Genomic DNA, 12,536 nt, shown 5'->3' on the forward strand with positions numbered 1-12,536 from the left:
CCGATGCGGCCGGGTCAGTCCGCGGGGGCGGAGGACGAGGACGACGTCGAGGACGTCGAGGACCCGGCGGCCGAGTCCGAGGTCGATCCGCCGGCCGAGCCGGTGCCCCCGGTGCCGGAGCGCGAGTCGGTCCGGTAGAACCCGGAGCCCTTGAAGCTCACGCCGACCGAGCCGTACTGCTTGCGCAGGACGCCGCCGCACGCGGGGCACTCGGTGAGGGCGTCGTCGGTGAAGGCCTGGACGACGTCGAAGGCGTGGCCGCAGTCCTTGCAGCGGTAGGCGTAGGTGGGCATGCTCAGCTCCAGCTCGCTCGGGGCGCGCCGGGGCGCGCGGTTCTGGGGGGATCCGACCCCCGATGCTACTCCGCGCCGCGGGCCGGGCTCAGACCCAGCGCAGCCCGGCCGCGGTGACGACGCCGTCCACGGGCCGGTCCGTGGGCTCGGCAGGGATGGCGCCCGCCGGCAGCAGCTCGTCCTCGAACACGAGGGCCACGGTCGGCACGCTCCGCGGCAGCTCGGCGAGGAAGCGGTCGTAGTAGCCCCCGCCCTGGCCCAGGCGCATCCCGTCCTCGGCCACCGCGAGCGCCGGCATGACCACCGCGGTCGCCGCCGCCAGCGCGTCGGTCCCGAGCCGTTCGCCCACGGGCTCGTCCACGGGGGCGTTCGCCGCGCGCGCCGTCGCGACCTCCGGGTGCCACGGAGTCCAGCTCAGGCGGCGTTCCGGCTCGATCACGGGGACGAGCACCCGCGACCCGGCGGCCAGCAGGCGCGTGCGCAGCACACCGGTGTCCGGCTCGGTGGCCATCGGCAGCACGGTGGCCACCACCGGGGCGGTCCCGTCCGCGGTCGCCGCGGCCACGCGCGGACCCAGCCACGCCCACAGGTGCTCGACGGCCGCCGCGGACTCGGCGGCGCGGCGCGCGGGGGAGCGGTCGCGGCGGGCGGTGCGCAGGCGGGCACGCAGGGCGGCCTTGGCGTCCACGACGTCGTCGACGCCGGCGACGGGGCCCGTGGCGGCGGGCTCGGGCACGGGAGGGGGAGTGCGCATGTCCCCATGATGCCCGCCGCACCGGAGCCGCGCCCGGCCGCGCATAGGATCGACGCCATGTCCTGGCAGCGTTCCCCCTGGCCCGTGACCCTGCGGCACGGCACCCTCGCCCTGCGGCCGCTGCGGAGGCGGGACCGGGAGGCGTGGGAGGAGCAGCGGGCGCACAACCGCGAGTGGCTGACGCCGTGGGATGCGACGAGCCCCGTGCCGGGCGCGGGCCCGGCGTCGTTCGGGCAGATGGTTCGCTGGCACGGCCGGCAGGGCCGGGACGGCAGCGCCTACACGTGGGGCATGGTCCTCGACGACGACCGCCCGGACCGGGACCGCCTGGTGGGGCTGCTGTCCCTGGGCGGGATCCAGTACGGCTCGGTGCTCTCCGGCTCGATCGGCTACTGGATCGACCGTCGCCAGGCCGGCCGGGGGCTGACCCCGACGGCCGTGGCCATGGCGACGGACTGGGCGTTCCGCAGCGCCGGTCTGCACCGGGTCGAGGTCAACATCCGCCCGGAGAACGCGGCCAGCCTGCGGGTCGTGGCGAAGCTCGGCCTGCGCGACGAGGGCCTGCGGCGCGCGTACCTGCACGTGGACGGCGCCTGGCGGGACCACCGGACGTTCGCGGTGACCGCCGAGGAGGTCCCCGACGGCCTGCTGGCCCGGTGGCTGGCCACCCGGCCGCGCCCCTGAACGGCCGACGGGACACGCCGCGTGCGGACACGCCCCGATGGCCGGACTGGTCCGCCCCCGGCGCTAGGCTGACCGCATGGACGAGACCACCGCGCCGACAAGGGCCGTGCAGGCCGCGCTCGACGCGCTGGCCGACGCCCGGGTGAGCGCGTCGCTGGTCATCGTGGCCCTCGTGGCCTTCCTGGCCTGGCGGCTCGTGCTGCGCCGCCATCGTCTCGCGTCCGCCCCCGCCCGCCCGTCGATGCCGAGGTCCTTCATGCACCGCCTGCAGAGCTCGCCCGCCGTCCGTGCCCTGACCGCCCGGTTCTCGGGCCGCCTGGGCGCCGCCGCCGACGCGGCGCGCGCCGCCCGCGGCCGGACCGGCCTGCACATCCGGTGGGGGCGCACGGCGCTGTTCCTCGCCGCCCTCGTGGCCCTGCTCGTGTTCCTCGTGGCCGGGCTGGCCGCCGCGTTCGGCGCGGGCACGCTCGCCCTGGCAGGCTGGTCGCTCCTGTTCGCCGTGGCCGGGCTGGCCGGCCTGCGGGCCCTCGCGGTCCGCGACCGCACCCGTCGCGCCCGGCCCGCCGCCGCCGTCGTCGTCCCGGAGTGCCCCACCGCCCCGGCGGCCGAGGAGCGGCAGGCCCCGCCCGCGGACCCCGAGCGGGACCGCCGCGTGCTGGAGACCGTGCTGGCCTTCGAGACCGAGGCGCCGCGTCCGGCCGCCGCGCCCGCCGCGCCCCGGGTCGAGCCCGTGGTGGTGACCGCCTCCGCCGCCGCCCCCGCAGCGGACCGTGCGGTGACCATCCCCACGGTGCCGCGCCCCACCTACCTGGACGCTCCGGAGATGGCCCGCCCCCTGCCGGCGCCGCTCGAGGCCCCCGCCCCCACCGGCGCGGACGCCCGGCTCCAGGACGCCGCGCGCACGGCGGACGATCAGATCAGCGCCGCCGCCGAGCAGGACATCGCCGCCCTGGACCTGGACAACGTCCTGGCGCGGCGCCGGGCCTGCTGAGCCCCGCCGGGCGGGAGCGCCCGTGAGCATCGACCGAGCCGCCGCGCGCCAGGCCGTCCGCGCGTCGGGCCAGCGCTGGCTGCGCACCCGAGCCGACGCCCTGCACCTGCAGCGGGGACGTCGGCTCGCGCGGGTCCTGGACCTGGACGTGATGACCGGACGCGCCGGCGAGGCTCGCGTGCGATCCCGCACCCTCGTCCTCGCCCGCGACCCCCGACACCTCGCCGCCCCTGCCGCGGCGTGCCCGCCCGTCCCGGGCGAGCGCGGGATCCTGGAGGACGGCACCCTGTGGTGGTGGGCCCCCGCCGACCCCGTCCTGCCGGGCCTCACGCTGACCGCCGATCCGGACGCGCTCGCGGCCCTGATCGGCACGGCGCCGGGCCGGGCCCGCCTCACGTGGCGCGGCTACCGGCCGCGGGACCGGGCGGTCCTGGCCGTCGAGGCGACCGGCGACGACGGCGTCGTGGGCCGCACGTTCCTGAAGGTGCTCCCGCCCGCGCGCGCCGCACGGGTTGCCCGGCGCATGGCCGCGGCGGGGGCGGCCGGGGTGCCGGTGCCCGCCGTCCTCGCGGCGCCGGAGCGCGGGGTGCTCCCGCTCGCGAGCGTGCCGGGCCTGCCCTGGCGGGCGTTGCTGGCCGGGCCCGAGGCCGCCGCGCTCGACCCCGCGCGGGTCGCCGCGCTGCTGGACCGGCTGCCGCCGGTGCCCGAGGAGCCCCCCGGCCCGGCCAGCCCCACGGCCGGGGCGGCCGGGGGCGCCGACGCGGACGACGGCGGACCCGCCGTCCTGCTCGAGCACGCCACGTGGGCCGCCGTCGTGCTGGACCCCGAGGCCCAGGACGAGGCCGCCGCCCGGGCGGACCGGATCCGCGCGGCGCTCGCGGCCGGGGACCCCGGCCCGCGCGTGCCCGTGCACGGCGACCTGCACCCGGGGAACCTGCACGTGGACGCCGCGGGGGAGCGGATCACCGGCGTGCTGGACGCCGACGACCTGGGCACGGGACACCGCGTGGACGACTGGGCCGTCCTGATCGCCCATCTCGAGGCGGGCGCCGCGGACCTCGGCGCCGGCGGCGCCGCGCTGCGCGCCGTGGCCGCACGGTTTCGGCGCCACGCCCGCAGCGAGGTCGACGAGGTGGCGCTGGCCGCCCGCGTCGCGACCGTGCTCGCCGCCCTCGCGGCGCAGCCGACCGCACCCCGCGCGGTGCGGTCCGCCCGCCGTGCCGCCGCCGACGCTGCCCTGGCCCGCGTCGGCCTCTGACCCGCGACGGCGGCCGCCGCAGTCGGGCCGGGCCGCCGGGCCGCCGCCTCGAGCGGCGGTCAGTCCGCGCCGAGCCCCTCGCGGAGCGCGTCGAGCTCGTCCCGGACGCGCGCGGCGCCGTCGTGGTCCCCGAGGGCGGACAGGCACTGGTGCAGGCCCGTGAGCGCGCCGAGGCGCACGAGCGTGGAGTCGGTGGAGTCGCACACCAGGCGGAAGAGCGTCGCGGCCTGCTCGGGGCTGCCGTCCTCGGCCACCACGTAGGCGGCGAAGAGCTCGGCCTGCGCGGCGCCCTCGCGGTCCCCGGCGGCGGTGAACAGGTCGGCGGCCTGCAGCGCGGTGGCGATCGCCTCCGGCCCCCGCTCGAGCGACCACAGGGCCCGGGCGCGGGTGTCCGTGTAGTCGGCCACCTGCCAGTCGGCGCCGGCGTACCGCACGAGGGCGAGCGCCTCCTCGAGGAGGTCGAGGCCCTCCGCCTGGCCGGACTCGCACAGCAGGTACCCGTGCGCGTGCAGCGCGGCCGGCAGTACCGCCGGGTCCTCGTCCACCGCCTGGCGCGCGGCCGCGACCGCCCGCTCGAACAGGTCGAGGGCGGAGGGCCGGGTGCGTTCGTCGCGCTCGCGGTTCACGAGGGCGCCGGCGGCCAGGAGCGTGCGCGCGGCGTCCTCCCACTGGCCGTGGGCCTCGAACAGGCCGGCCGCCTCCCGCCACAGGGGCAGCGCGTTCTCGGCGCGGTCCTGGTCGTGGTGGGCGTGGCCGAGGTCCACGAGGGCGCGGGCCTGCTCGACGTCCCGGCCGTGGGTGGCCTCGCGGCGCACCAACCGGGCGAGCAGGGGCTCGGCCTCGTCGGCGCGGCCGGCGAGCACGAGCTGGTGCGCCCACCAGTAGCTCAGGCTCGAGGCCTCCGGCGCCTCGGCCTTCTCCGCGTGCACGGAGGCCAGCTCCCACGCGGCCACGGCGACCTCCTCGTACCCGTCGAGGTCGCCGGCCACGCGCCCGGCCAGGGCCGCCGCGGAGGCCGCGCCGCGCCGCAGACCGACCGAGGCCATCCGCTCCGCCGCCTCGAGCGCCAGGTCGAGGGCCGCCGTCGGACGGTCCAGCTCATGGGCGGCGATCGCCCGCACCGTGGTGGCGGAGGCCAGGACGGCCCGGGCGGCGGGCAGCGCGGTGACGACGGCGGCCGCCGCGTCCGCCTCGGCGTGCTCGCCCCGCCACAGGTGCAGGCGGGCGAGCAGCAGGTGCGCGCTGGACCACGAGCCGGTGGGCAGCAGGGCACCGGCCGCGCGCAGCCCGCCCAGGACGGCGATGACGCGGCGGGCCAGCTCGAGCGCGGCGTCCAGGTCCCCGGTGTGCACGCGGTGCACGGCCAGGGCCAGGGCGGCCTCGGGCAGGACGGTGTCCCCGGGGTCCTCGCCGGGAGCGCCCGGCTCGTCCTCCACGACGCCGGCCAGCACCGCCGCCTCGACCGTGTCCGGATCGCGCACGAGGGCGGCGCCGAGCTGGGACTCGAGCCCGGCCTGCCGGGGCCGGCCGAGGTGGCGCAGCAGCGCCGCCCGGGCCTCCACCCAGCGGGTCAGGGCGGCCTCGTCCCCGACCTGGCCCGCGGCGACGGCGAGCGCCCGCAGCAGGGCGAGGCGGACGTCGTCCTGGCCGGGCACGAGCGCGGCGAGGCCGGAGTCGGCGAGGCGGGCGGACTCCCGGGGCTCGTCGCGCAGCGCGGCCTCGAGGGAGAGCTCCCACCAGCCGCGGGCGTCCAGGGCGGTCGGGGCGTCGGGCGCCGCGGTGCCGCGGGCCTGCCGGAGCAGGGCGCGCACCCGGTCCAGGGCGGCGTCGACGGCCGGCTCCACGGGGCCGCCGGAGGGGTCGTCCCGGTGGGGCGGGTCCTGCGGGGTGTCCACGGGCGCTGCTCCTTCCGGGGGTGGGACGGGTGGTCATCCAGCCTAGGGCGCGGGTCGGTGGACCGTGCCGCTGTTCGCGGTGGGCGGTGCTCGTAGACTGGCCGGGCCCGCAGCGTCGCCCGCCGCGGGCCGTCCCACTGCCGCCAGGAGTCCGCAGCCATGAGCACCACCCCCGCCGCCCCGGACGCCGCCGGAGCACACCCCGCCGGCCCGTTCCAGACGCGCGCCGGCGCCTACGCCCTGATCGTGGACGGCGGCCGCGTCCTGCTCAGCTCGTGGCAGGGGCCCGAGTTCCTGCAGTGGACGCTGCCCGGCGGCGGCATCGAGCTCGGCGAGAGCCCGGAGGAGGCGTGCCTGCGCGAGGTGTGGGAGGAGACCGGCCACACCGCCGAGCTCACGGGCCTGCTGGGCGTCACGACCGGGACGATCCCGGTGGAGAAGCGCCTGCGGGGCGAGCCGCTGCCCCTGCTCACCGTGCAGGTCCTCTACACCGCCCGCATCACGGGCGGCGTCCTGCGCCCTGAGGTCGGCGGATCCTCGACGGACGCACGCTGGTTCGACCTCGCGGAGCTCAGCGGGCTGCGCACCGCCTCCTGGGTCACCGAGGCGCTCGCCCGTGCCGGGGTGGCCACGTGAGCCGCCCCGCCCACCGCCGCCCGACGGCCCTCGCCGCCTCCGCCCTCGCGCTGTCGCTGGCGCTGGGGGCGTGCGCGCGGCAGGCGGACGCCCCGCCGACGCCCTCCGCGTCAGGCGCACCGATCACGGTCGTGCACGGCGGCGAGGGCCTGGAGGCCGCCGTCGCGGCGGTCCTGGCCCGTCACCTGCGCCTGCACGGCCACGCCGTGGGGGACGAGGACGGCGTCGCCGTGGAGCAGCCCGCGTGGTCCGCCGCCGGCGGGGACACGGTCGCCGTCGTGGACACCCTGGCCCTGGCCGCCGCCGCCGACCCCGCAGCGGCGCTGCCGTCCCCGCCGTCCCCGACGTCGACGCCGACGTCGACCCCGTCGTCGACGCCGACCGGGACGGAGGCCGGCCCGTCCGCGGACGCCGCGCCCACCCCCTCGGCCACCGCCTCAACCGCCGCCCCGAGCCCCACCGCGCTGCCCGTCGGCGACCCCGCGGCCGACGCCCCGGCGGCCGGGCGCGTCCTGGAGACGCTGCTCGCCGAGGAGACGGCCGCGGCGGGGACACCGCAGGCCGAGGCCCCGGCGGTGCTGTCCTCGTCGGCGGGTGTGCTGCGCCTGACCGCGGTCGTCACCCAGCCCACCGCGGCCCGGCTCGAGCTCGAGTCGATCACGGACCTCAACGGCCGGTGCGAGTCGCTCACCGCCGTCGCACCCCCGCCCCTGACCGCCGCGGCGGGCCCGGACGCGGCCACGGCCCTGCGCACCCGCCTGGACCGGCTCGCCGGCTGCCGTCCCGAGACCTGGCTGGCCGACACCGAGGACCCGACCGCCGCCGTCGTCGCGGACGAGGCCCAGGTCGCGCTGCTGACCGGCACGGATCCGGAGATCGACGCGAACACGCTCGTCCCGCTCGAGGACGACGGCCGCGTGCTCCCGGAGGGGCGGCTGACCGCCGTCGGCTCCGCCGCGACGCTGGACGACGACGCCGAACGGCGCATCGCCGAGGTGATGTCCGCCCTCGACGGCGACGGCCTGCGGGAGCTCGAACGGCTCACCACGGGCGCCGACCCGCTTCCGGTCGCCGAGGCCGCGCAGTACTGGCTGGTGGACCATGGCCTGGAGGACGCGCCCGAGGACTGGTTCGTGCCCCGCGGCTCCTGGTTCTGAGCTCGCACGGGGGCGGGGTGCCGGCCCGCGTCGCACGAGCTCGACTGTGACGCACACCGCCCGGGGGGTGCCATGATGGGGGGCATGCCGAGCCCGCATCCCCGCCAGATCCGCCAGTCCGCCAAGCTGCTGAACGTCCGCTACGACGTGCGCGGCCCCATCCTGGAGGAGGCGCAGCGGATGGAGGCCGCGGGCCACCGGATCATGAAGCTGAACATCGGCAACCCGGCCCCGTTCGGCTTCGAGGCGCCGGACGCCGTCCTGGCGGCGATGCACCAGCACCTGCCGCACGCGCAGGGCTACTCGGACTCCAAGGGCATCTACTCGGCGCGCACCGCCGTCTCGCAGTACTACGAGTCCCGGGGCATCCGGGACATCGGCGTGGACGACGTGTTCATCGGCAACGGCGTGTCCGAGATGATCACGATGGTCCTGCAGGCCCTGGTCGACGACGGCGACGAGATCCTCGTCCCCTCGCCCGACTACCCGCTGTGGACCGGCGCCACCACCCTGGCCGGGGGCCGGGCGGTGCACTACCGCTGCGTCGAGGAGGAGGGCTGGGAGCCCGATCTCGAGCACATCGAGTCCCTCATCACGGAGCGCACCAAGGGCATCGTCCTGATCAACCCGAACAACCCCACCGGCGCGGTCTACTCCCGCGCCGTGCTGCAGGGCATCGTGGACGTGGCCCGCCGCCACAACCTCGTCCTCATGGCGGATGAGATCTACGAGAAGATCACCTACGACGGCGCCCGCCACATCAACGCCGCCGGCCTGTCCGACGACGTGCTCACCCTGACGTTCTCCGGCCTGTCCAAGGCGTACCGGGTGGCGGGCTACCGCTCCGGCTGGGTGGCCGTGTCCGGGCCGAAGCACCGGGCCGCCGACTTCCTCGAGGGCCTGACCCTGCTGGCCAACATGCGGATGTGCGCCAACGTGCCGGCGCAGCACGCCATCCAGGTGGCACTGGGCGGCTACCAGTCCATCAACGACCTCGTCCTGCCCGGCGGTCGACTGCTCGAGCAGCGCAACCTCGCCCAGGACCGCCTGAACGCCATCCCCGGCGTGTCCGTGCAGCCGGCTCACGGCGCCCTCTACCTGTTCCCGCGGCTGGACCCGGAGGTCTACGCGATCGACGACGACGAGGCGTTCGTCATCGAGCTGCTGCGGGCGAAGAAGATCCTCGTCTCGCACGGCGGGGCGTTCAACTACCCGCACAGCGACCACTTCCGGCTCGTCACGCTGCCCAGCGTGAAGGACCTGAGCGTGGCCCTGGACCGCCTCGAGGACTTCCTCGAGGACTGGAGGGAGCGCCATGGCTGACACCCCGGCCACCGCGGCGGGCCGGCCCGCCCGCGCCACCGACGACGACGGCGTCTTCGACGCCCCCGCGCGGGAGCTGTTCGCCGCCCGCCGCGGGGACGAGGTCCGGGGCCCGGCCGACGTCGACGCCGCCGCGACGCCCGGCTACGGCGGGGACAAGGCGAAGGGCAAGAAGGACCTGGCCGCGCGCGGCCGGGCGCTCGCCGACCTGCAGGAGCTGCTGTTCGCCCAGTCGGTGCGCGACGCGCCCGTGGGAGAGGTGCCGTCCCTGCTGGTGATCCTGCAGGGCATGGACACCGCCGGCAAGGGCGGGATCATGCGCCACGTGATCGGGGCGATGGACCCGCAGGGCGTCCACCTGCACGCGTTCAAGGTGCCGACCCCGGAGGAGCGCGCCCACGACTTCCTGTGGCGCATCCGACCGCATCTGCCGCGGCCCGGCCTGGTCTCCGTGTTCGACCGCTCGCACTACGAGGACGTGCTCGTGCACCGCGTGCGCGGGCTCTCCCCGCTGGCCGAGGTGGAGGAGCGCTACGGGGCGATCCGCGAGTTCGAGGCGGCCGTGCGCGCCGCGGGGACGCGGATCGTCAAGGTGATGCTGCGGATCTCGCCGGAGGAGCAGGCCGAGCGCCTGCTGGCCCGCCTGGACGACCCCACGAAGCACTGGAAGTTCAGCGAGGGCGACCTCGACGACCGCGCGTACTGGGACCAGTACACGGACGCGTACCGGATCGCGATCGAGCGGACGGACACCGAGGACGCGCCGTGGTTCATCGTGCCGGCGGACCGCAAGTGGTTCGCGCGGCTGGCGGTGCAGCAGCTGATCATCGAGACCCTGCAGGGGATGGGGCTGGACTGGCCGGAGGCCGACTTCGACGTCGCGGCGGCCCGCCGTCGCCTGCTGGCGGGCTGAGCGCCGCCGTCGTCGCGGTGGGCGGGGCAGTGGTGGTCGGACCTTGCCAAGCCCGGGGCCGCGGTGAGTGGATGGAGGAACACCGGGCGCCGCAGAGGCGCGCCGGACCCGATCCGAAAGGTGCACTCATGACTGAGAACGCTGTCCAGAACGCCCCGCTGTCCGGCAAGACCGTCGCGTTCCTCGCGACCGACGGTGTCGAGCAGGTCGAGCTGACCTCCCCGTGGGAGGCCGTGATCGCCGCGGGTGCGACCCCCGTGCTCGTCTCCCCGAAGTCCGGCACCATCACCGCGATGAAGTCCGACTGGGAGCACGGCGAGTCCTTCGAGGTGAACACCACGGTGAAGGACGCCAAGGCCGAGGACTTCCACGGCCTCGTGATGCCGGGCGGCACCCTGAACGCGGACGCCCTGCGCATCGACACGGACGCCCAGGCATTCGTGCGTGCCTTCTTCGAGCAGCACAAGCCGGTGGCGGCCATCTGCCACGCCCCGTGGACCCTGATCGAGGCCGGCGTCGTGGACGGCCGCCGTCTGACCAGCTACGCGTCCCTGGAGTCTGACCTGAAGAACGCGGGCGCCCAGTGGGTGGACGAGGAGGTCGTCGTGGACAGCGGGCTGACCACCTCGCGCACCCCGGACGACCTCGACGCCTTCAACGCCAAGCTCGTGGAGGAGCTGGGCGAGGGCAAGCACGAGGATCAGACCGCCTGACCGACGTCGGGAGCAAGCCGCGTGGGGCGGGGGCCGTTGGCCCCCGCCCCCGCCGTTTCTCGAACGAAAGCGCCGCGGAGGCCGCCGTTTCTCGAACGAAAGCGCCGCGGAGGCCGCCGTTTCCCGAACGAAAGTGGGGGGCGGGATCAGTCGGCGTCGGGGGCGGCCTCGCCGCGCACCTGGTCGAGGCGGGCGCGGGCGCCGTCGAGCCAGGCCTGGCAGCGGTCGGCCAGCGCCTCCCCGCGCTCCCACAGGGCCAGGGACTCCTCGAGGCCGGCGCCACCGGCCTCCAGCCTCCCCACGGTCTCCACCAGCTCGGCGCGCGCCTGCTCGTAGCTCATGCGGGCCACGTCCGAGACGTCCGCGGAGGTGAAGCCCTCCACACCGCTGGGGCGGCCCGCGTCCTGCGTCTGCTCCATGCCCTGTTCACTCATGCCTGTCGTGTCCTCTCGTGGGATGGGGTCGGGGTGGTCCGATGCGTCGCGACGACGTCCGCGGCGATCCGCCCGGCCGCCACGAGGATGTCGAGCCGGTCGTCCGGGGCGACCTGGTCCGCGTCGCGCACGACCTGCCCGGCGTGCTGGACCACGGCGTAGCCGCGGTCGAGAGTGCGCTGCGGGGACAGGGCGCGGACGCGGGCGCGCAGCTGCGTGAGGGCGTCCTCCTCGCGGACGAGCCGGTGGCCCAGGGCGGACCGGCCGCGCTCGCGCCACCGGTCCGTCTCCTCCTGCCGCGTGTCCACCATCACGTGCGGGCGGGCCAGCACGGGCCGGGAGCGCAGGGCCGCGAGCCCCTCGGCCTCGGCGTGCACGCGGCGCTCGACGGCCGAGGCCAGCCGCAGGCGCGCGTCGGCGAGCCCGGCGGCCTCCTGGGCCGCGTCCGGGACGATCCGTTTGGCCGCGTCCGTGGGCGTGGAGGCGCGCAGGTCGGCGACGTCGTCGAGGACCGGGCGGTCCGCCTCGTGGCCGATCGCCGAGACGACGGGCGTGCGCGCCGCCGCCACGGCGCGCACCAGTGCCTCGTCCGAGAAGGGGAGCACGACCTCCTCGAGCGCGCCGCCGCCGCGGGCGATGACGATGACGTCCACGGCCGGGTCGGCGTCGAGCTCGGCGAGCGCGGCGGCCACCTGTCGAGGGGCCTCGGCGCCCTGCACGGCGACCTCGCGGATCTCGAACTCGGCGGCGGGCCAGCGCAGCAGGGTGTTGCGCAGCACGTCCTGCTTCGCGTCCGAGTCGCGGCCGGTGATGAGCCCGATCCGGTGGGGGAGCAGGGGCAGGGGCCGTTTGCGCGCGGGGGAGGTCAGCCCCTCCTCGGCGAGGGCCCGGCGCAGCAGCTCCACGCGGGCCAGCAGATCGCCGAGGCCGACCGGGCGCATCTCCTGCACGTTCATGGACAGGCGCCCGGCCTTGAGCCAGAAGTTCGGCTTCACGCGCGCCACCACGCGGGAGCCCTGCTGGACGGTCCCGTCCAGGGTCATGGCGACGTTCCGCCAGGCGGTGAGCGGCAGGGAGACCTCCTCCTCGAGGTCCCGCATGGTCATGTAGACGTTGCCGCGGTTGTTCTTGAACTCGATGAGCTGGCCCTCGATCCACGTGGCGGGGGCACGCTCGATGTGGGCCTTGAGGTTCTCGGAGAGCCGGCGCAGGGGCCACGGCCGCTCAGCGGAGGTCTCGCCCGCGCGGGCGGGTGCCGAGACGGGCACGTCCGACGTCGCCGAGGCGCCCTCGGTCACGGGCTGGTCCATCCGGGTCCCTCCTGTCCGCGCCCGGTCCGCCCGGGCACGGGCCCACCGTACCGCCCTCGCCGGACGCGCAAGACGGTGCCCCGGTGTCCCCCCGGGGCCGCCGCCGACCCGGTCGGGTGCTCAGACCGGGGAACCTCCGGCCAGGATCGGTACGCTCGACGGGGTCGGAACGGAA

13 protein-coding genes are annotated in these 12,536 nt (G+C 76.9%); 8 read left to right on the forward strand and 5 right to left on the reverse strand.

Going from position 1 to position 12,536, the window contains the following annotated elements:
* Positions 1-14: 14 nt before the first annotated feature.
* Together HDA34_RS10140 and HDA34_RS10145 are read right to left on the reverse strand one after the other, a co-directional pair.
* A complete protein-coding gene (locus HDA34_RS10140) occupies positions 15-293 on the reverse strand; it encodes an FmdB family zinc ribbon protein (protein ID WP_041104378.1) in 279 nt (92 codons plus the stop codon).
* An 88-nt stretch (positions 294-381) separates the two neighbouring features.
* Positions 382-1,047, reverse strand: coding sequence for a 5-formyltetrahydrofolate cyclo-ligase (locus HDA34_RS10145; RefSeq protein ID WP_220482134.1), 666 nt, complete (start codon positions 1,045-1,047; stop codon positions 382-384).
* Between the two features lie 57 nt (positions 1,048-1,104).
* Between HDA34_RS10145 and HDA34_RS10150 the strand changes: the two genes are divergently transcribed.
* The 3 genes from HDA34_RS10150 to HDA34_RS10160 all read left to right on the forward strand — a co-directional run bounded on the left by HDA34_RS10150 (position 1,105) and on the right by HDA34_RS10160 (position 3,980).
* Entirely contained in the window at positions 1,105-1,731 is a 627-nt protein-coding gene (locus HDA34_RS10150) for a GNAT family N-acetyltransferase (protein WP_134377070.1), read from the forward strand.
* A gap of 76 nt (positions 1,732-1,807) precedes the next feature.
* Positions 1,808-2,722 (forward strand): hypothetical protein, encoded by a 915-nt coding sequence (locus tag HDA34_RS10155; protein ID WP_134377069.1) that lies wholly within the window; start codon positions 1,808-1,810, stop codon positions 2,720-2,722.
* A gap of 22 nt (positions 2,723-2,744) precedes the next feature.
* Positions 2,745-3,980 carry a phosphotransferase gene (locus tag HDA34_RS10160; RefSeq protein ID WP_134377068.1) on the forward strand — a complete coding sequence of 412 codons (1,236 nt, stop codon included), beginning with the start codon at positions 2,745-2,747 and terminating at the stop codon, positions 3,978-3,980.
* 59 nt (positions 3,981-4,039) lie between these two features.
* Here the strand turns inward: HDA34_RS10160 and HDA34_RS10165 are convergent, their stop codons facing one another.
* On the reverse strand, positions 4,040-5,875 hold the full coding sequence (locus HDA34_RS10165) for a hypothetical protein (RefSeq protein ID WP_134377067.1): 1,836 nt from the start codon (positions 5,873-5,875) through the stop codon (positions 4,040-4,042).
* A gap of 159 nt (positions 5,876-6,034) precedes the next feature.
* Between HDA34_RS10165 and HDA34_RS10170 the strand changes: the two genes are divergently transcribed.
* The 5 genes from HDA34_RS10170 to HDA34_RS10190 all read left to right on the forward strand — a co-directional run bounded on the left by HDA34_RS10170 (position 6,035) and on the right by HDA34_RS10190 (position 10,617).
* Positions 6,035-6,511, forward strand: a complete 477-nt coding sequence (locus tag HDA34_RS10170) for an NUDIX hydrolase (protein WP_101965826.1) — start codon at positions 6,035-6,037, stop codon at positions 6,509-6,511.
* The gene (locus HDA34_RS10175; protein ID WP_134377066.1) at positions 6,508-7,668 is read left to right on the forward strand and encodes a glycine betaine ABC transporter substrate-binding protein; all 1,161 of its coding nucleotides are present in this window, start codon (positions 6,508-6,510) and stop codon (positions 7,666-7,668) included. The genes HDA34_RS10170 and HDA34_RS10175 overlap by 4 nt, the downstream gene beginning before the upstream one ends.
* Positions 7,669-7,752: 84 nt before the next feature.
* Positions 7,753-8,991, forward strand: coding sequence for a pyridoxal phosphate-dependent aminotransferase (locus tag HDA34_RS10180; protein ID WP_134377065.1), 1,239 nt, complete (start codon positions 7,753-7,755; stop codon positions 8,989-8,991).
* Positions 8,984-9,904, forward strand: a complete 921-nt coding sequence (locus tag HDA34_RS10185) for a PPK2 family polyphosphate kinase (protein ID WP_049145656.1) — start codon at positions 8,984-8,986, stop codon at positions 9,902-9,904. Before HDA34_RS10180 ends, HDA34_RS10185 begins: the two co-directional genes overlap by 8 nt.
* 128 nt (positions 9,905-10,032) lie before the next feature.
* Positions 10,033-10,617: a type 1 glutamine amidotransferase domain-containing protein gene (locus tag HDA34_RS10190; RefSeq protein ID WP_036383850.1), complete on the forward strand. Its 585-nt coding sequence runs from the start codon at positions 10,033-10,035 to the stop codon at positions 10,615-10,617.
* Between the two features lie 146 nt (positions 10,618-10,763).
* On the opposite strand, the gene HDA34_RS10195 is transcribed toward HDA34_RS10190, so the two are convergent.
* The gene (locus HDA34_RS10195; protein ID WP_036316619.1) at positions 10,764-11,051 is read right to left on the reverse strand and encodes an exodeoxyribonuclease VII small subunit; all 288 of its coding nucleotides are present in this window, start codon (positions 11,049-11,051) and stop codon (positions 10,764-10,766) included.
* Positions 11,048-12,361 (reverse strand): exodeoxyribonuclease VII large subunit, encoded by a 1,314-nt coding sequence (gene xseA, locus HDA34_RS10200; protein ID WP_134377064.1) that lies wholly within the window; start codon positions 12,359-12,361, stop codon positions 11,048-11,050. Before xseA ends, HDA34_RS10195 begins: the two co-directional genes overlap by 4 nt.
* Positions 12,362-12,536: the final 175 nt, after the last annotated feature.

Source organism: Micrococcus luteus (genome assembly GCF_014138885.1).
GTDB lineage: Bacteria > Actinomycetota > Actinomycetes > Actinomycetales > Micrococcaceae > Micrococcus > Micrococcus luteus.